Source organism: Histidinibacterium lentulum (assembly GCF_003789055.1).
Classification (GTDB): domain Bacteria; phylum Pseudomonadota; class Alphaproteobacteria; order Rhodobacterales; family Rhodobacteraceae; genus Oceanicola; species Oceanicola lentulus.
The window spans coordinates 27582-45134 of record NZ_ML119093.1 but is presented as its reverse complement, the minus strand read 5'-3'; the positions used below and the strand labels follow the sequence as shown (position 1 = coordinate 45134).

Sequence of the window (17553 nt, the reverse complement as noted above, 5' to 3'; positions counted from 1 at the left end):
CAAGCCCTGCGCGGCGGCGATCCGGCCACCCTTCCGTCCCGGCGGCGCATGTCGGGGGGACTCCTCCGGAGAAGGAGGTCCCGTCAGATGTACGAGACGCATAATTTCTTATCTTTTACAATTACTTGCGGCGCGTTTCATCGTGTAACGCCTCATTCTGGAGCCGCCTCGAGCAGCAGCGCGGACACCGGGGCCGGCTGCACCTGCCCCTCCCGTGCCGCCGTGCCCCACAGGATCAGCGCCGACAGCGTGTCCGGCGTCAGCCGTGCCATCACCGCCGCCCCGCCATCCTGCCGCGCCCGGAACGCCGCCTGATCCAGCGCCCGCCGAACCGCCGCCGCATCCCCCGCGTCCCTGTCCAGGACCCGCGAAAAGAGCGCCGCCGGAACCCCGGCCGCCTCCGCCGCGCGCAGGCCGGCGTTGAACCCGGAACTGACCGTGACCAGACCCATCCCCGCCTCCTCCAGCGTCACCACGGCCCGCGCCATCGCCTGGGGATCGCCCGCGAGTCCGCCGTCGCCCGCATCGACCAGAACCACCGCCTCGGGCACCGCCGCCCGCGCCGCCGCCAGCGCGACTTCGACATCCTGCGGAGTCGCGTTCCGCGGCACCGGCGACAGGAGCCCGACCTCGAGCCCCGCCGCGCGGTAGCTCTCCGCCGCCGCCGCCGCATCGGGGCGGGTCGGGTCTACCACGATCGTCACCGGGATCGGCAGACCGCCGAGCGCCGCCGCCCCTCCGGGCAGCGCGCCCGCATCGATCAGGACCACCGCCAGAAGCGGCCGCCCGTCGCGCTCGAACTCCGTGCCGAAGCGTGCCAGCGCGCCCGCGTCCAGAGCCTCCTCCGCCATCGCCGCGACCGGCGCGTCCTCCGCTGACGCCCCGGGCGTCGTCGCAGGCCGCCCAGGCAGGCCGCCGCCGCTCTCCGCGGACAGGGCGAACCGGGAGACCGCGGCCTCCTCACCGGCATCTGGGGGCGCGGCGCTCTCCGTCGACACGCTGGGCGCGGCCTCTGCTTGCGGCGCCGCGGGAGGAGTTCCGGGGTCGGCCGCCACCGCGCCGCGCTCCGGAGGTGCGGCGAGCTCCGCCCGGTCGGTCGCCTCCGGACTTTGCGGGGCCGCGGGTTCCTCCGCTTCCACGGGCCGGGCGGTCGGCGCCGTCTCCGCGGTGGGTGCGGCATCGCCGGAGGCAGGCGCGTCGGGCGCCGTCGCCTCCTGGCGCAGCGGCACGGGATCCCCGGAGGCGTCGGGGGCCGTGGCAGGACCGGCGACATCCGCCGGCTCCTGGGGGGCCGCGGGGTCCGGCTGCACGACGGGCTCGGCGAGCGGGTCCGTCTCGGGCTCCGGCGCGCCATCCCCCGCCGCCGGCTCTTCGGGAGCCGCCGCGGAGGCGCGTGCCGGCGCGGGATCCGCCTCGGCCTCGGGCAGTTCCGCCGGGCTGTCCGGCACGGCGGGACTCTCGGGAGCGGCCGGCTCGTCGGCGCTGGACGCGGGGCGCGGCGGCGGTTCCGTCTCTCCCACCGGACCGTCGGACCGCGCGTCCGGCGCCGAGGGGGCCCGCGCGACTTCGCCCGGCGGAGCTGCGTCGCCGGATGTGGCAGGCCTGTCGGGCGCCGCCGCCTCCTCCGCCCCGGCGGGTTCGGCGGGAGCGGTCGACTGCGGCGCCTCTGGCGGGGTTGCGCCGGGCGGAGGATCGGCGACCAGGGAAGCCAGGCCGAGGCTCAGGACCGATGCCAGTCCGCCCCAGAGAACGCCCGCGAAGATGCCCCGTCCCATGCTCACCCCTGCTGAACCGCCTGCCGTCCCGGGCGCCCCCGGGGCCTTGACGCCGCATCGCTTTGCGGCCCATGTAGCCCGACCCTACACCCATCTGCCAAGACGGGGCCAGTGCCCCGCCGGACCGGGGCCCGCCATGCTGCTGCTGATCGACAATTACGACAGCTTCACCTACAACCTCGTCCATTATCTTGGCGAACTCGGCGCCTCGGTCGAGGTGCGCCGCAACGACGCGATCGACGTGCAGGCCGCCATGGCCCTGCGTCCCGCGGGCATCGTGCTCTCTCCGGGTCCCTGCGATCCCGATCAGGCCGGGATCTGTCTTGCCCTGACGGCTGCCGCCGCCGAGACGCGGACGCCGCTTCTCGGCGTCTGCCTCGGACATCAGACCATCGGCCAGGCCTTCGGAGGCCGCGTCGTGCAGGCGGGCGAGATCGTTCACGGCAAGATGGGGCGCATTCGTCACGAGGGGCGCGGCGTCTTCGCCGGGCTTCCCTCGCCCTTCGAGGCAACCCGCTACCACAGCCTCGTCGTGGAGAGGGCGACCCTGCCAGAGGCACTCGAGGTGACCGCCGAACTCGAAGACGGCACGATCATGGGCCTTGCCCATCGGTCGCTGCCGATCCAGGGCGTGCAGTTTCATCCCGAGAGCATCGCCTCGGAGCATGGACACCGGCTGCTCCGAACTTTCCTCGACACCGTGCCGGAGCCCGCATGACCGACGCCATGAAGCCCCTGATCTACGCCGCCTCCGAAGGACCGCTCAGCCGCGCCCAGGCCGAGGCGGCCTTTGCACTCCTGTTCGAGGGCGAGGCGAGCCCGGCGCAGATCGGTGGGTTCCTGATGGCGATGCGTGCGCGCGGCGAGGCCGTGGCAGAATACGCCGCCGCCGCCGCCGCCATGCGCGCGCGCTGCATTCCCGTGACCGCGCCCGAGGGCGCCATGGACATCGTCGGCACGGGCGGCGACGGCATGGGGACGCTCAACATCTCGACCGCCACCGCCTTCGTCGTGGCGGGTGCGGGCGTGCCCGTGGCCAAGCACGGCAACCGCAACCTCAGCTCGAAATCCGGCGCCGCTGATGCGCTCGGCCAGCTCGGCATCGAGGTGATGGTGGGCCCCGAGGTCATCGAGCGGGCCATCGCCGAGGCCGGCATCGGCTTCATGATGGCGCCGATGCACCACCCGGCGATGAAGCATGTGGCGCCGATCCGCGCGGAGCTCGGCACAAAGACGATCTTCAACATCTTGGGACCATTGACAAATCCCGCAGGTGTGAAACGCCAGCTCACCGGCGCCTTCGCCATCGACCTGATCTGGCCCATGGCCGAGACGCTGCAGGAACTGGGCGCCGAGAAGGCCTGGCTGGTCCATGGCGCCGATGGCACGGACGAGATCTCGATCTGCGGGCCGACCTCTGTGGCGGTGCTGGACCAGGGCCGCATCACCGGACGCGAGGTGCATCCCGAGGATGCCGGTCTGCCCGTCCACCCCTTCCGCGACATCCTCGGCGGCTCGCCCGAGGAAAACGCCACCGCCCTGCGCGCCTGTCTCTCCGGCGAAATCGGCGCCTACCGCGACGCGGTGCTCCTGAATGCCGCGGCGGCCCTGCTGATTGCCGACCGGGTGACCGACCTGACCGACGGCGCGCGGATGGCCGCCGAAAGCATCGACTCGGGCGCGGCCCTGCGTGCGGTCGAAACCCTGAGCCGGATCACGAAAGGCGCCCCATGACCACGGTTCTCGACCGCATCAAGGCCTACAAGCTCGAGGAGGTGGCAGAGCGCAAGGCCGCCATACCCCTCGCCGATCTGGAGGCCCGCGCCCGCGCCGCCAGCCCGCCCCGCGGGTTCGCCGACGCGCTGCGGCGCGCGGCCAAGACCGGCTACGGCCTGATCGCCGAGATCAAGAAGGCGTCGCCCTCCAAGGGCCTGATCCGACAGGATTTCGACCCGCCTGCGCTGGCCCGGGCCTATGCCGACGGCGGGGCGGCCTGCCTCTCGGTCCTGACCGACGCGCCGTCCTTTCAGGGCGCGGACGACTATCTGGTCGCCGCGCGGGACGCGGTCGACCTGCCCGCCCTGCGCAAGGATTTCCTCTACGATCCCTGGCAGGTGACCGAGACGCGGGCCCTCGGCGCCGACTGCATCCTGATCATCATGGCATCAGTCTCCGACGGGCAGGCCGCCGAGCTCGAGGCCGCCGCAGGGGACTGGGGCATGGACGTGCTGGTCGAGGTCCATGACGAGGCGGAGCTGGAGCGGGCGAGCCTGCTGAAAAGTCCCCTTTTGGGGATCAACAACCGCGACCTGCACACGTTCGAGACCTCGCTCGACGTGACCCGACGCCTGTCGCGCCTCGCCCCGCCCGAGGCGCTTCTGGTGGCGGAAAGCGGCCTCTCCACCCCCGCCGATCTCGCTGATCTCGCCCGCTACGGAGCGCGGTGCTTCCTGATCGGGGAGAGCCTGATGCGACAGCAGGACGTGGCTGCTGCGACGCGCGCCCTCCTTGCCGATCCTCTTGTGGCATCAGGGCTCTAGATGGCGAAGCTCACCCATTTCGACGAGGCGGGGCAGGCCCGCATGGTCGATGTCTCGGACAAGGCGGAGACGGCGCGCACGGCCGTGGCCGAAGGCCATGTGACCATGTCGGCCGATACATTGGCGCTGGTCACCCGGGGTACGGCGGAGAAGGGCGACGTGCTGGGCATCGCGCGGATCGCGGGGATCACCGGGGCCAAGCGCACCTCCGACCTCATCCCCCTCTGCCACCCGCTTCCCGTGACCAAGGTGGCCGTGGACCTCGTGCCCGACCCCGGGATGCCCGGCGTCCGGATCACCGCAACGGTGAGAACGTCCGGACGCACGGGGGTGGAGATGGAGGCGCTGACCGCCGTCTCCGCCGCCGCCCTCACGATCTACGACATGCTGAAGGCCGCGCAGAAGGACATGGAAATCGGCGGTATCCGCCTCTTGTCCAAGGAGGGCGGCAAGTCCGGTCCCTGGTCGCGCACATGATCTCGGTCAGCGACGCGCTGCGGCACCTTTTCGATCTGGTCCGGCCCACGGGCACGGAAGTGGTGCCCCTGTCGGAAGCGGCGGGTCGCGTGATGGCCGGTCCCGCCGTGGCGCTCCGGAGCCAGCCGCCCTTCGACAGCGCTGCCATGGACGGCTATGCCCTGCGCGCCGCCGAAGCCCGCCCCGGCGCCCGGTTCCGCGTGATCGGCGAATCCGCGGCGGGTCGACGGTTTCCGGGACAGGTCGGCCCCGGCGAGGCGGTGCGCATCTTCACCGGCGCCCCGGTCCCCGAGGGCGCGGACCTCGTGGTGATCCAGGAGAACATCCGCCACGAGGACGACGCCGCCGAGATCACCGATGACCCCGGAGAAGGGCGCAACATCAGGCCGTTGGGGGGCGACTTTCAAGCAGGAGACAAAGTTGCGCCCGGCCTCCTCACGCCCGCCCGGGTGGCGCTTCTGGCCGCGATGAACATCGCGCGCGTCACCGTGGCCCGGCGCCCCGTGGTGGCCATCCTGCCGACAGGGAACGAGTTGGTCCAGCCCGGAGAGACCCCCGGACCGGACCAGATCGTGGCCTCCAACAGCTACGGGCTGCATGCGCTCCTCACCAGGGCCGGGGCGGCGCCGCGCCTTCTGCCCATCGCCCGTGACGACGCCGCCTCCCTCGAGACCGCGATCGGCCTTGCCCGTGGCGCGGACCTGCTGCTGACCATCGGCGGCGCCTCGGTGGGCGACCACGATCTGGTCGGGTCCGTTGCGGAACGGATGGGCATGGAGAGGGCCTTCTACAGGGTCGCGATGCGCCCTGGAAAGCCGCTCATGGCCGGCAGGCTCGACAGGATGGCCGTGGTCGGACTGCCCGGAAACCCCGTATCGGCAATGGTTTGCGGGCACATCTTCGTCCGGCCCATGATCGACGGCTTTCTCGGGCTGCCGATGGCGCCGGTGCCAAGGCGGCGCGCGCCCCTCGCGATGGACATCCCCGCCAACGGCCCGCGCGAGCACTACATGCGCGCGACCCTCGGGCATGACGGCCTCAGGCCCGCGCGAAGCCAGGACAGCGCCCTCCTGACGATCCTGGCGGAGGCCGGCGCGCTCATGGTCCGCGCGCCCGACGATCCGCCGCGCAGGGCCGGCGATCCGGTGGACTACATCGCACTTGACTGATGTCGTTGCGGGACCGGTTGACACAAACCGCGAACATATATAGAACACACCGCAAACGTGCCGCCCGCACGCATCAGCCCGGCGTCCATGACCCGGCGACAGAGGAGAAGCGTCGGATGCTCACCCGAAAACAGCTCGACCTGCTCGAGTTCATCCACAAGCGCGTGCAGCGCGACGGCGTGCCGCCCAGTTTCGACGAGATGAAGGAGGCGCTGGACCTGCGGTCGAAATCGGGCATCCACCGCCTGATCACCGCGCTTGAGGAACGCGGCTATATCCGCCGCCTCGCTCACAAGGCCCGGGCGCTCGAGATCCTGCGCCTGCCCGAAGCCATGGCCTCGAAGGGGTTCGAGCCCCGGGTGATCGAGGGCGGCCGCCCCGCGGATCCGCCGCCTCCGTCCGCCATGCCGGTGGAGGGCGCGGGCGCCATCGATCTTCCCGTGATGGGCCGGATTGCCGCGGGCGTTCCCATTGCCGCCATATCGGAAGAGGCGGGCCGGGTTTCCGTCCCGCAGTCGATGATCGGCCGCGGCGCCCACTACGCGCTGGAGGTGAAAGGCGACTCGATGATCGGCATGGGCATCAACGACGGCGATGTCGTGGTGATCCGCGAGACGAGCACCGCCGACGACGGCGATGTCGTCGTGGCCCTCGTCGAGGATCAGGAAGCCACGCTGAAGCGGTTCCGCCGCCAGGGGGCGCAGATCGCATTGGAGGCCGCCAATCCCGCCTATCCCACGCGCATCCTGCCGTCGGAGAAGGTGCGGGTCCAGGGACGCCTTGTCGGCCTGATCCGCGGCTACTGATCCCGGACCGCTCTGGCGAGGGTATGGCCCGGCGGCTCCGGAGCCGGGAGCGGCAAGGCGGTGCCTTCAGGTGACCAGAGCCGCGTCCCCGTCGTCTCGGCGACGGAGACGAGGCGCAGACCGCCCGTCTCGGTCAGCCAGCCGGCGACAGCGCCCGTGCGGCGCAGGGCCGGCGCGTCGAGAACGAGACAGGGTCGTGTCCCCGCCGCCCCGTCCGTCACGAGGATGTCGGCGCCACCGCAGTCCTCGAGGTCGTCGAGGCGACCCTGCCCTGTCACATGCAGCACCGTCAGCCCCGCCAGTGCCGCAGGACGTCCGCGCTCCATCGCGCCCAGGGCATGGGCAACCTCCTGCGATACCGGCGCGCCGTCGTTCTCCAGCCATATCCCCGCGGCGAACCCGTCCCCCCGCGGCTTGGACAGGGCCCGGCCCTCTGAGGTCATCAGACCGACCAGCGCGCCGCTCTCGGCCACAAGCAGGTCCGGCCGCTCCGCCTGCGACCAGAGCCAGGCCGCCAGGGCGAGCGGCACGGCCCCCGCAAGTCGCCCGCGCCCTTGCCACAGGATCGCCCAGAGCCCGGCCGCCGTCACCAGGGGCAACACCGCCGGACCGGGCGAAACCACATGGCCGACGGCGCCGTCGAGGCCGGCAACCCAGTCCGCCATCGTGAGGATCCACAGGATGCCGCGCTCCATGACCCAGAGCGCCGGCCCCGCAAGGCCCAAGGGCGCCGCACAGGCCGCCAGGACCGCCGCCGGCATCACGACCGCCCCCATGACCGGGACCGACAGCACGTTGGCGATCAGCCCGTAATGGGCGATCTGGTTGAAATGGGCTGCGGCGAAGGGGGCCGTGGCGAGCCCCGCCACGAAGGAGGACAGCACCACCGCGCCGATCCGGGCGAGCCAGCGCGGGCCGAGGCTGCGGCCCCGCAAGGCACCGAATACGGCGACCAGCGCCGCGGTCGCCGCGAAGGACATCTGGAATCCCGGGCCGGCCAGTTCCTCGGGCCGGCGCAGCAGCACCAGGACCGCCGCGACCGCCACGGCCCGCAAGGTGAGCGCGAGCCGCCCCGCGAGGATGGCGATCAGCATGACGGCGACCATGATGTAGGCCCGTTCCGTTGCCACGCTGCCGCCCGACAGCAGCAGATAGCCCGCACCGCAGACCAGGGCCACCGCCGCGGCCACGCGGCGCGTGTCGAGACGCAGCGCCACCCACGGCCAGAGCGCCAGTCCGTAGCGGACCGCCCCGAAGACGAACCCCACCAGCAGCCCCATGTGCAGCCCCGAGATCGCCAGGAGATGCGCCAGGTTCGAGTCCCTCAGGGATTGCAGCGCGTCGGCCGGGATCGCGGAGCGGTCCCCGGTCGTGACCGCGGCCGCGAAGGCCCCTGCCTCGGCCCCCATGGCCGACTGCAGCGCATGGGACACCGCCATCCGCTGGCGATAGACCCAGAGCCGGGGGTCGCCCTCCGGTGGCGAGAGCATCAGCACCGGACTGCGCGTGTAGCCCACGGCGCCCAGCCGGTCGAACCAGGCCATCCGCCGGAAATCGAAGCCGCCGGGCTCCACCGGCCGGGAGGGCGGCGAAAGATGCCCCGTGGTGATGACGACAAGGCCCGGTTCCGGCACGATCCAGCCCTGCTCGCCATGCAGCGACACGCGCACCCGCATGGGCGTTCGTCCAGGTGGCACCCTCTCCAGCACCACGCGGTCGAGTGTCAGGCGGAGCGCGTCCGAGGCGGAACGGTCGATGGCAACGATCCGCCCCTCGATCGGCCCGTAGTAGCGAAAGCCGAGCACCGGCTCCGCCACCGCATTGGACCGCGCGCCGGCCACCAGCACGCCTCCGGCCACCGCAAGGACCGCCCAGCCCACAAGGGACAGCCACGGACGCGGCAGCCGAGCCATGACGGCGCCCCCGGCCACGAGCGCCGCGCAAAGCGCATAGACAACGCCACCCGGCTCGACGCCGAGGGAGAAATAGATCCCGATGCCGAGGCCCAGCCCCACCGGCAGCCAGCAGAACAGCTCCGGCCGCTGCGCCAGCAGCGCCTCCGTCAACCGGCCCGGCACGCCCACTTGTCCCCCGTCCTTTCGCCCAGTATCCCGTCGATGGTCCCCCATCGAGGTTAGCGAGAGGTAAACGCGTCCCATGTCCGAGACCGGCGCCACAGAGGTCGTCACCCGCTTCGCCCCCTCGCCCACCGGGGCGCTGCATATCGGCGGCGCGCGCACGGCGCTCTTCAACTGGCTCTATGCTCGCGGGCGCGGCGGCCGGTTCCTGCTGCGGATCGAGGATACCGACCGGGCTCGGTCGACCGACGAGAACCACCAGGCCATCCTCGACGGGCTGAGCTGGCTCGGGCTCGACTGGGACGGCGAACCGCTCAGCCAGGCGACCCGCGCCGACCGTCACGCCGAGGTCGCGCACGCGCTGCTGGCCCGGGGTCGCGCCTTCAGGTGCTACTCCACCCAGGACGAGATCGAGGCATTCCGCGAACAGGCGCGGGAACGCGGACAGTCCACGCTCTTCCGGTCGCCTTGGCGCGAGATCCCCGAGGATCAGCATCCCGACGCCCCCTTCGTGATCCGCCTCAAGGTTCCGCGCGAGGGCGCCACCACCGTGCGTGACGAGGTGCAGGGCGACGTCACCTGGCAGAACGACCAGATCGACGATCTCGTGCTCCTGCGCTCGGACGGCTCGCCTGTCTACATGCTGGCCGTGGTGGTCGATGACCACGACATGGGCGTCACCCACGTGATCCGCGGCGACGATCACCTGGCCAACGCGATCCGCCAGACCCTGATCTACGAGGCAATGGACTGGCGCGTGCCGGTCATGGCCCATGTGCCGCTGATCTTCGGCCCCGACGGCAAGAAGCTGTCGAAGCGCCACGGCGCCACCGGAGCGGCGGAGTACCGGGCCATGGGCTATCCGGCGGCGGGCATGCGCAACTACCTGACACGGCTCGGATGGAGCCATGGCGATGCCGAGTACTTCACCGACAGCGAGGCGCGGGAATGGTTCGACCTCAGGGGCATCGGCAAGTCGCCGGCCCGCTTCGACATGAAAAAGCTGGAGAATCTCTGCGGGCAGCATATCGCCGCCGCGGAGGATGCTGCGCTGCTGCATGAGCTCGAGGGCTATCTCGCGGCTGCCGGCCGGTCACCCCTGACCGATGCGCAGCGCGACGGCCTGTCGCGGGGGATGTACTGCCTGAAAGAACGCGCGAAGACCTTTCCGGAACTGCTTGAAAAGGCTCACTTCATCCTGGCGGATCGTCCGCTCGATCCGGACGGGGCCGCGAAATCCGCGCTCGATCCGGTATCCCGTGGTATACTGTCAGAATTGACGCCGCACCTGCAAACTGCTAGCTGGACCCGCGAAGACCTGGAGGCAGCGGCGAACGCCGTGGCCGCGGCGAACGGGACCAAGTTCGGCAAGCTTGCCGGCCCCCTCCGCGCCGCGCTCGCGGGACGAACCGTGACGCCGTCGGTGTTCGACATGATGCTTGTTCTCGGGCGGGAGGAGACCGTCGCCCGGATCGCCGACGCTGCCGCCTGACCCGGCATCACCGGGGCGGTGCGGATCATTCGCCGTCCGGCCGAGGCCGGGGGCGCCCATCGTGAAGGGAACATCCATGGCCGACGATACCCGCCCGCAGCGGACCGCCACGCTGACCATCGACGGTCAGAACTTCGAATTGCCGATCCATTCGCCCACCGCAGGGCCCGACGTGCTCGACATCCGCAAGCTCTACGCGCAGGCGGGCGTGTTCACCTACGATCCGGGGTTCACCTCCACCGCATCCTGCGACTCGACGATCACCTTCATCGACGGGGACAAGGGCGAGCTGCTGCACCGCGGCTATCCCATCGACCAGCTCGCCGGTCGGTCTCACTACCTCGAGGTCTGCTATCTGCTGCTCTACGGCGAACTGCCGTCCTCGGACCAGCTCGAGGATTTCGAGAACCGCGTGACCATGCACACGATGCTGCATGAGCAGATGCGGAACTTCTTCTCCGGCTTCCGCCGCGATGCCCATCCCATGGCGATCATGGTCGGCGTCGCGGGCGCCATGGCGGCCTTCTACCACGACTCGACCGATATCTCGGACCCCTGGCAGCGCGAGGTCGCCTCGATCCGGCTGATCGCCAAGATGCCGACGATCGCGGCCTGGGCCTACAAGTATTCCGTGGGCCAGCCCTTCGTCTATCCGCGCAACGATCTGACCTACGCCGAGAACTTCCTGCACATGTGCTTCTCGGTGCCGGCGGCCGAATACCATGTGGACCCGATCCTCGCCCGGGCCATGGACCGGATCTTCACGCTCCACGCCGACCACGAACAGAACGCCTCGACCTCCACCGTCCGCCTCGCCTCGTCCTCGGGCGCGAACCCGTTCGCGTGCATCGCTGCGGGCATCGCGTGCCTGTGGGGTCCTGCCCACGGCGGCGCCAACCAGGCCTGCCTCGAGATGCTGCGCGAGATCGGCACGCCCGATCGCATCCCCGAATACATCGCGCGGGCCAAGGACAAGGACGACCCGTTCCGCCTGATGGGCTTCGGCCACCGGGTCTACAAGAACTTCGATCCCCGCGCGAAGGTGATGAAGGAAAGCGCCGACGAGGTGCTCGATCTTCTGGGTGTGGAGAACAACCCGCTCCTGAAAACCGCCAAGGAGCTGGAGAAACAGGCGCTCGAGGACGATTATTTCGTTTCGAAGAAGCTCTTCCCGAATGTCGACTTCTATTCAGGCATCATCCTCGAGGCGATGGGCTTCCCCACCGCCATGTTCACCCCGATCTTCGCGCTCAGCCGCACCGTGGGCTGGATCAGCCAGTGGAAGGAACAACTGAGCGATCCGCAGCTCAAGATCGGCCGCCCGCGCCAGCTCTATCTCGGCGAGACGGAGCGCGACTACGTCGACATCGAGAGCCGGTGATCCTGAAGACGGAACGGCTCCGCCTGCGTCCGGCGGAGCCGGCCGACGCGGAGCCACGGTCGACGACACCCGCGCCCGGTTGGCGGAGAAGATGGCCCGTCCGGCCCCGGCGCAATTCCTGGTGATCGAGCGGGACGGCGCAGCCATCGGCGCAGCGGGCCATTCGGGCGGCGGCGAGATAGGGTATATCCTGCACCGTGCGCATTGGCGCCAGGGCTTCGCTCACGAGGCGCTCTCGGCCTTCATTCCCTACCTTTTCGGCATCCTCGATGTCCCCGCGCTCAAGGCCGAGGTCGATCCGGAGAACCTCGCCTCCGTGATCCTGCTTTCAAGGCTCGGCTTCCGCGTCACGGGCTACTCCCGCGACTACTACCTCCTCGAGGACCGACCCTGCGACAGCGTCTACCTGCGGCTCCCCCGCCCCGGGGCGGCGGCTTCGGTGTGACGATCCCTGCCAAGGCCAGGCTCAAGCCCGGCTTACCCCATCTCCGCGCGGATCCCCGGCCGTCACAACCCGCCCAGCCGGTACCGCGCCAGCTCCTCGTGCACCGGCCCCGCCTTGGTCAATGTCGAGGCGTAGAGCGCAAAGCTCGTCACCGGCACCGGCTCGAGCCGGAACCGGGCCTCGGCCTCGAGAAACCGCCGGAGCCGCTCCAGATCGGCGCCCGCGACGCGATGGCGGAACCGGGCGAGCGTCACATGGGGCCGGAACCGGCGCCGCTCGAGCGTGAGGCCGGCCCGGCGCGCACAGCTCGCGACCCGCGCCTGCAGCGTCTCCAGCTCGGACGTCAGGGCCACCTCCGCCATGAGGATCGCCGGGCTCGCCGATCCCAGCGTCCCCAGCCCCGTCACCGCGACGGGAACGGGCGGCAGACGCAGCGCGGCGAGCCCGTCATGCACCATCCCCAGCGTCTCGTCGTCCACTTCCTCGCCCAGAAAGGCGAGCGTGACGTGAAACGTGTCGGGATCCGTGGCCCGCCCCAGCGGCAGCCGCTCCTGAAGATGGACGAGCGGCGCCTCCGCCCCCGGCGGCAGGTCCAGAGCCACGAATGCCCGCATGACGCCCCCCGGCCTCAGCGCCCCTCGTAGACAGGCGGGCGCTTCTCGAGAAAGGCCACGACCCCTTCGCGGAAATCGCGTGTCTGGCCGCACCGGCCCTGAAGCTGCGCCTCGAGCGTCAGCTGTTCCTCGAGCGTGTTGTCGAGGCTCGCGCGCATCGCGGTCTTCAGATGCCCGTAGGCCGCCGTCGGCCCCTTCGCGAGATGCTCCGCCCGGGCCCGCCAGTGCGCCGAGAAGCTCTCCGCCGGCACGGCCTCGTAGATCATGCCCCAGTCCGCGGCTTCGCGCGCCGTGATCCGGTCGGCGAACAGCGCCGCGCCCATCGCCTTGGCAAGCCCCGCCTGCCGCGGCAGGAACCAGGTCCCGCCCGCGTCGGGAATGAGCCCGATCCGGGTGAAGGCCTGGATGAAATAGGCATCGTCCGAGGCGATGCAGACATCTGCGGCCAGCGCGAGATTGGCCCCCGCGCCCGCCGCGGGCCCGTTCACCGCCGCCACCGTGGGCACCGGGCAATCCACGATCGCGCGCAGCATCGGCATGTACTCGTCCCGCAGCGTCCGCTCCAGATCGAGGTTCGTTGCCCGCCCGTCGCCCAGATCCTGGCCCGAACAGAACGCCCGTCCCTGTCCCGTCATCACCGCGACCCGCGCCTCGCCGGGCGCCCGGCGCAGGGCGTGCAGGATCTCCGCACGCATCTGCGCATCGAGCGCGTTCATCACGTCGGGCCGGTTCAGCGTCACGACCGCAACGCCTCCGGTCACCTCGTAGCGGATCGTCTGGTACTCCATCGGCGTCCCCGTCCTGTGTTCGCGGCGGACCCTACGCCGTTTCGCGCCGGGGGCAACAGGACGTCACCGCTTGCCCATAAGCTCGCTCAGCCGCGCTTCCTCGTCGTCCGTCAGGCCGTCCGGCGCGTCGGCCGAGGCGCGCGACCGGATCGCGCCATAGCCGATGCCCAGCGCCGCGATCAGCAGGGCCGGCGCCGCAAGCCACAGGATCAGGTTCGCCCCGTCCTTCGTCGGCTCCAGCAGGACGTACTCGCCGTAGCGGTCGACGATATAGGCCACCACCTCGCGGTCGCTGTCGCCCGCCACCAGCCGCTCCCGCACAAGGAGACGCAGATCGCGGCTCACCGGGGCGGAACTGTCGTCGATGCTCTCGTTCCGGCATACCGGGCAGCGCAGCCCGGCGGAGATGTCCCGCGCCCGCTCCTCCAGCACCGGGTCGTCGAGCACCTCGTCGGGCTGGACGGCAAGCGCTGGACCGGCAAGCAGCAGCGCCAGGGTCAGGGCCAGCCACCTCATTCCGCGGGCACTCCGTCCGACGGTTCGCGGCGCGCGGTCCTGCCGGCGCCCGCGCCCACGCGCAGCCGGCGGTCACTCAGGGAGATCAGCCCGCCGAGGGCCATCAGGATCGACCCGCCCCAGATCCAGTTGGAGAAGGGCTTGATATGGGTCCGCACGGCCCAGCCGCCTCCGGTCTGCGGATCGCCGATGACGACGTAGAGATCGCGCCAGAACCCGTTGCGGATGCCCGCCTCGGTGGTCGGCATGTCGGCCACCGGGTAATAGCGCTTCTCGGGGTTGAGCGTGGCCACCCTCCGCCCGTCCCGCGACATGGTGATGTCGGCCATGGTGGAGATGTAGTTCGGCCCCTGCACCTCGCGCACGCCCACCAGGGTGACCTCGTAGGCGCCGACGGCATAGCTCTCCCCCTCGCGGGCGACGCGGATGTCCTCCTCCTGCCAGGCCAGGTGCCCGGCGATCGCGAGCACGGTGATCCCGAGGCCGGCATGGGAGACCATCTTGCCCCAGTCGCCCCGCGGCAGACGGCCAAGCCGCCGGATGCGGCCGGCCAGATCGCCGCGCCCGGTCCGCGACCAGAGATCGACGAGCGATCCCGCGACCACCCAAACGCCCAGCAGCACGCCGATCGGCCCCAGCGAGGATCGGCTGGTCTGCAACGCATAGGCGAGCCCCGCCAGCGCCACCGCCAGCAGCGCCGCGGGCCAGAGCGGCCGCGCCGCCTTGGCGAGGCTGCCGCGCTTCCACGCCAGCATCGCGCCGACCGGCAGCACGAGGCAGATCGCCACGAAGAAGGGCGTGAACGCCGCGTCGAAGAAGGGCGGGCCCACGGACAGCGTCCGGTCGAGGAACATCTCCGCCACCAGCGGCCAGATCGTGCCCACGAAGACGACGAAGGACGACACGGCGAGCAGGATGTTGTTCAGCACCAGCGCGGATTCGCGGCTGACGGACTGGAACACCCCCGAGGCCCGCATGGCATTGGCCCGCGCAGCGAAAAGCGTCAGCGCGCCGCCCATGAAGATGGCGAGGATGATCAGGATCCAGACGCCCCGCTCGGGGTCGTTGGCGAAGGCATGGACGCTCGTCAGCAGCCCCGACCGCACGATGAAGGTCCCCAGCAGCGAAAAGCCGAAGGCCATGATCGCAAGCAGGATCGTCCAGCTTTTGAGCGCCTCGCGCTTTTCCACCACGATGGCGGAATGCAGCAGGGCCGCGGCAAAGAGCCAGGGCATGAACGACGCGTTCTCCACCGGGTCCCAGAACCAGAAGCCGCCCCAGCCGAGCTCGTAATAGGCCCACCACGACCCGAGTCCGATGCCGATGGTCAGGAAGACCCAGGCCGCCAGCGTCCAGGGCCGCACCCAGCGCCCCCAGGCGGCATCGACGCGCCCCTCCATCAGGGCGGCCACGGCAAAGGAGAAGGACATCGAGAGCCCGACATAGCCGAGGTAGAGAAACGGCGGATGAAAGGCGAGGCCGGGATCCTGCAGCAGCGGGTTCAGATCCTGCCCGTTCAGCGGCGGCACGGCCAGTCGAAGGAACGGGTTCGACGTGAACAGGATGAAGGCATAGAAGGCGACCGAGACCGCAGCCTGCACCGCCAGCACGCGCGCGCGGAACTCGGGCCGCAGGCCCTGCCCGAACCATGTGGCGCAGGCCCCGAACAGCACGAGGATCAGCAGCCAGAGCAGCATCGAGCCCTCGTGGTTCCCCCAGACGCCGGTGATCTTGTAGATCATCGGCTTGTCGGTATGGGAGTTCAGGAACACGAGCCGCAGCGAGAAATCCGACACCACGAAGGCATAGGTCAGCGCGAGGAACGAGAAGCCCACGAGGATCACCTGGCTCGTCGCGGCGGGGTCGGCCATGGCCATCCACCCGCGCCAACCCTTGTGCGCTCCAACGAGGGGAATCACCATCTGCACGATGGCGATGGCGAAACCGAGGACGAGCGCGAAATGGCCGAGTTCTGTGATCATGTCCCCTAGATAACGCAGTCGTCCGCCGCCGGACAGTCACAAGCCTACGGGGCGCGGTGTCGCAGGCACCGCCTCACCGGACCGGCGCGAGGTCAAGCCCGCCGCCGAGGGCGAAGGCCATGACGCCGAGAACAAGGGTTCCGAGGATCAGGCGCACCAGCCACTTCAACGTGTCCTCGATCGCGCTCAGGCGCTTCTCCACGGCGGCGCGGTGGACGTCATCCACCGCGCCCCGGGTCTCCAGCGCCGCCAGCCGCCGGTCGACGAGGCGCGTCCAGTCATCGGCCATTGCCCGCTCTCCATGCATCGAGTGCCGCGTTCGCCTCTCCCGCGGGGGCCGCGACTGACGCCGCGGGCGCCGCGGCCGGCGCGGGCTTTGGCGTCCGCATCCCGTCGAGAACCTCGATATTGCGGCTGACCGTAGCGGCGCGCGCAACGGTCTCGGCGACGGAGGTCTGGAACTCCTGCCCCTTCGCCTGATGACGTGCCCCGAAGTAGAAGCTGACAATGGCGCCCATCAGCCACCACAGCGGCTCGGGCACCAGCGCGAGCCCCTGCATCCGGCTCGAGAACCACAGGGGATCGACCATGGCCACCACGAAGAGCGCGATGGTCCCGAAGGCGAGGATCGGTCGCGGCAGCCGGTTCGCGCCGTCGATGATCCGGTCGAAGAGCCCCTTGCGCTGGCCCGCGAACTCCGCCGCGAACTGCTGCATCGCGGCGGCCTTCATCGCGGCCTCCCGGTCTCCCGCCTTCTCGGCATTCTCGCGGAAGATGCCCGCGGTCTCGGCGATGACGTTGCGCCCGTCGCCGAAGATCAGGTCCAGCCCCCGCCCGATCAACCCCATGCCGCGACCCGCGCGCGATGCTCGGCCTCCGTCAGGTGATAGCGCGGGGCGATGAACGCCTCCGCCCGGACAATCCAGCCGCCCTTGCCGCCGTCCCGGCGCCGCGCGTACTTGCGGCTCGCCGGGCGCCGGTCGGCGAGATCGTAGTAATAGTTCCGCCGCGCGATCCCGTAGGCGTCGACAAGGTGATCCGGCGCCGCCGCCATCGCCTCGCGCGCCACGCGGATCGTCTGCGGCCCGATCACGCCGTCGATCGCGCAGGGCAGCCTCATCTGCCCGAAAAGCCGCTGCAGGATGCGCACGGCATTGCTGCCCGCGTTCACCTGCATGTCGAAGACCGAAGGCTGGAGCGGCACCGGCAGCTCCCCGATCCGGGGCCTCTCGAAGTAATGCTCGAGGAAGATCTCCACCGCCTGAGCCCGCGACAGCCGACGCACGTCCTCGGCCGTCACCCGCCCGTCGCCGTCGAGGTCGAGCCCCAGCCTCCGCAGGGTGTGGACCGTGACCCCGTGATTCGTGGCGCCCCCGGGATCGTCAGGATCGTTCACATAGCCGCCTTCGCGCGCCACGATCTCTTCGGCGATGTCTCGCACGTCCATGCACCCTGCCTCCGGATGGGAACCGGCGGGCAGGATCGGACCC

Annotated in this window: 18 protein-coding genes; 9 read left to right on the top strand and 9 right to left on the bottom strand. The window is 70.5% G+C overall.

Features of this window, described 5'->3' with window-relative positions:
* Positions 1-152: 152 nt before the first annotated feature.
* Positions 153-1775, bottom strand: coding sequence for a divergent polysaccharide deacetylase family protein (locus EAT49_RS19625; protein ID WP_123644012.1), 1623 nt, complete (start codon positions 1773-1775; stop codon positions 153-155).
* Between the two features lie 136 nt (positions 1776-1911).
* Here EAT49_RS19625 and EAT49_RS19620 point away from each other — a divergent pair, with 136 nt between their 5' ends.
* The 6 genes from EAT49_RS19620 to lexA all read left to right on the top strand — a co-directional run bounded on the left by EAT49_RS19620 (position 1912) and on the right by lexA (position 6767).
* Entirely contained in the window at positions 1912-2493 is a 582-nt protein-coding gene (locus EAT49_RS19620) for an anthranilate synthase component II (protein WP_123644011.1), read from the top strand.
* Positions 2490-3509: an anthranilate phosphoribosyltransferase gene (trpD, locus tag EAT49_RS19615; RefSeq protein WP_123644010.1), complete on the top strand. Its 1020-nt coding sequence runs from the start codon at positions 2490-2492 to the stop codon at positions 3507-3509. The genes EAT49_RS19620 and trpD overlap by 4 nt, the downstream gene beginning before the upstream one ends.
* Positions 3506-4315: an indole-3-glycerol phosphate synthase TrpC gene (gene trpC / locus EAT49_RS19610; protein ID WP_123644009.1), complete on the top strand. Its 810-nt coding sequence runs from the start codon at positions 3506-3508 to the stop codon at positions 4313-4315. The genes trpD and trpC overlap by 4 nt, the downstream gene beginning before the upstream one ends.
* The gene (moaC, locus tag EAT49_RS19605) at positions 4316-4792 is read left to right on the top strand and encodes a cyclic pyranopterin monophosphate synthase MoaC (protein ID WP_123644008.1); all 477 of its coding nucleotides are present in this window, start codon (positions 4316-4318) and stop codon (positions 4790-4792) included.
* Positions 4789-5961 carry a molybdopterin molybdotransferase MoeA gene (locus EAT49_RS19600; protein WP_123644007.1) on the top strand — a complete coding sequence of 391 codons (1173 nt, stop codon included), beginning with the start codon at positions 4789-4791 and terminating at the stop codon, positions 5959-5961. The genes moaC and EAT49_RS19600 overlap by 4 nt, the downstream gene beginning before the upstream one ends.
* A 116-nt stretch (positions 5962-6077) precedes the next feature.
* A complete protein-coding gene (lexA, locus tag EAT49_RS19595) occupies positions 6078-6767 on the top strand; it encodes a transcriptional repressor LexA (protein ID WP_123644006.1) in 690 nt (229 codons plus the stop codon).
* Here lexA and EAT49_RS19590 read toward each other — a convergent pair.
* Complete coding sequence (locus EAT49_RS19590) at positions 6761-8845, bottom strand: ComEC/Rec2 family competence protein (RefSeq protein ID WP_342773831.1); 2085 nt, start codon at positions 8843-8845, stop codon at positions 6761-6763. The genes lexA and EAT49_RS19590 overlap by 7 nt on opposite strands.
* A gap of 79 nt (positions 8846-8924) precedes the next feature.
* Between EAT49_RS19590 and gltX the strand changes: the two genes are divergently transcribed.
* From gltX to EAT49_RS19575, 3 genes are all read left to right on the top strand, one after another.
* The gene (gene gltX, locus EAT49_RS19585) at positions 8925-10337 is read left to right on the top strand and encodes a glutamate--tRNA ligase (protein ID WP_123644005.1); all 1413 of its coding nucleotides are present in this window, start codon (positions 8925-8927) and stop codon (positions 10335-10337) included.
* Between the two features lie 76 nt (positions 10338-10413).
* On the top strand, positions 10414-11718 hold the full coding sequence (gene gltA / locus EAT49_RS19580) for a citrate synthase (protein ID WP_123644004.1): 1305 nt from the start codon (positions 10414-10416) through the stop codon (positions 11716-11718).
* On the top strand, positions 11636-12163 hold the full coding sequence (locus EAT49_RS19575) for a GNAT family N-acetyltransferase (RefSeq protein ID WP_342773833.1): 528 nt from the start codon (positions 11636-11638) through the stop codon (positions 12161-12163). Before gltA ends, EAT49_RS19575 begins: the two co-directional genes overlap by 83 nt.
* Before the next feature lie 62 nt (positions 12164-12225).
* Here EAT49_RS19575 and thpR read toward each other — a convergent pair whose 3' ends face one another.
* From thpR to EAT49_RS19540, 7 genes are all read right to left on the bottom strand, one after another.
* Positions 12226-12777, bottom strand: a complete 552-nt coding sequence (gene thpR, locus EAT49_RS19570) for an RNA 2',3'-cyclic phosphodiesterase (protein WP_123644002.1) — start codon at positions 12775-12777, stop codon at positions 12226-12228.
* Between the two features lie 14 nt (positions 12778-12791).
* Positions 12792-13565: an enoyl-CoA hydratase-related protein gene (locus EAT49_RS19565; RefSeq protein ID WP_123644001.1), complete on the bottom strand. Its 774-nt coding sequence runs from the start codon at positions 13563-13565 to the stop codon at positions 12792-12794.
* Between the two features lie 63 nt (positions 13566-13628).
* On the bottom strand, positions 13629-14081 hold the full coding sequence (locus EAT49_RS19560) for a cytochrome c-type biogenesis protein (protein WP_123644000.1): 453 nt from the start codon (positions 14079-14081) through the stop codon (positions 13629-13631).
* A complete protein-coding gene (locus EAT49_RS19555; RefSeq protein ID WP_123643999.1) occupies positions 14078-16063 on the bottom strand; it encodes a heme lyase CcmF/NrfE family subunit in 1986 nt (661 codons plus the stop codon). Before EAT49_RS19555 ends, EAT49_RS19560 begins: the two co-directional genes overlap by 4 nt.
* Before the next feature lie 73 nt (positions 16064-16136).
* Entirely contained in the window at positions 16137-16352 is a 216-nt protein-coding gene (locus EAT49_RS19550) for a pseudouridine synthase (protein ID WP_123643998.1), read from the bottom strand.
* On the bottom strand, positions 16342-16911 hold the full coding sequence (locus EAT49_RS19545; RefSeq protein ID WP_123643997.1) for a holin family protein: 570 nt from the start codon (positions 16909-16911) through the stop codon (positions 16342-16344). The genes EAT49_RS19550 and EAT49_RS19545 overlap by 11 nt, the downstream gene beginning before the upstream one ends.
* The gene (locus EAT49_RS19540) at positions 16902-17510 is read right to left on the bottom strand and encodes a holin-associated N-acetylmuramidase (RefSeq protein WP_123643996.1); all 609 of its coding nucleotides are present in this window, start codon (positions 17508-17510) and stop codon (positions 16902-16904) included. Before EAT49_RS19540 ends, EAT49_RS19545 begins: the two co-directional genes overlap by 10 nt.
* Positions 17511-17553: the final 43 nt, after the last annotated feature.

Bases quoted from the DNA above. Each gene is read 5' to 3' on its own strand.
- EAT49_RS19625 (WP_123644012.1), bottom strand. From the start codon at position 1,775: ATGGGACGGGGCATCTTCGCGGGCGTTCTCTGGGGCGGACTGGCATCG.
- EAT49_RS19620 (WP_123644011.1), top strand. From the start codon at position 1,912: ATGCTGCTGCTGATCGACAATTACGACAGCTTCACCTACAACCTCGTC.
- trpD (WP_123644010.1), top strand. From the start codon at position 2,490: ATGACCGACGCCATGAAGCCCCTGATCTACGCCGCCTCCGAAGGACCG.
- trpC (WP_123644009.1), top strand. From the start codon at position 3,506: ATGACCACGGTTCTCGACCGCATCAAGGCCTACAAGCTCGAGGAGGTG.
- moaC (WP_123644008.1), top strand. From the start codon at position 4,316: ATGGCGAAGCTCACCCATTTCGACGAGGCGGGGCAGGCCCGCATGGTC.
- EAT49_RS19600 (WP_123644007.1), top strand. From the start codon at position 4,789: ATGATCTCGGTCAGCGACGCGCTGCGGCACCTTTTCGATCTGGTCCGG.
- lexA (WP_123644006.1), top strand. From the start codon at position 6,078: ATGCTCACCCGAAAACAGCTCGACCTGCTCGAGTTCATCCACAAGCGC.
- gltX (WP_123644005.1), top strand. From the start codon at position 8,925: ATGTCCGAGACCGGCGCCACAGAGGTCGTCACCCGCTTCGCCCCCTCG.
- gltA (WP_123644004.1), top strand. From the start codon at position 10,414: ATGGCCGACGATACCCGCCCGCAGCGGACCGCCACGCTGACCATCGAC.
- thpR (WP_123644002.1), bottom strand. From the start codon at position 12,777: ATGCGGGCATTCGTGGCTCTGGACCTGCCGCCGGGGGCGGAGGCGCCG.
- EAT49_RS19565 (WP_123644001.1), bottom strand. From the start codon at position 13,565: ATGGAGTACCAGACGATCCGCTACGAGGTGACCGGAGGCGTTGCGGTC.
- EAT49_RS19560 (WP_123644000.1), bottom strand. From the start codon at position 14,081: ATGAGGTGGCTGGCCCTGACCCTGGCGCTGCTGCTTGCCGGTCCAGCG.
- EAT49_RS19555 (WP_123643999.1), bottom strand. From the start codon at position 16,063: ATGATCACAGAACTCGGCCATTTCGCGCTCGTCCTCGGTTTCGCCATC.
- EAT49_RS19550 (WP_123643998.1), bottom strand. From the start codon at position 16,352: ATGGCCGATGACTGGACGCGCCTCGTCGACCGGCGGCTGGCGGCGCTG.
- EAT49_RS19545 (WP_123643997.1), bottom strand. From the start codon at position 16,911: ATGGGGTTGATCGGGCGGGGGCTGGACCTGATCTTCGGCGACGGGCGC.
- EAT49_RS19540 (WP_123643996.1), bottom strand. From the start codon at position 17,510: ATGGACGTGCGAGACATCGCCGAAGAGATCGTGGCGCGCGAAGGCGGC.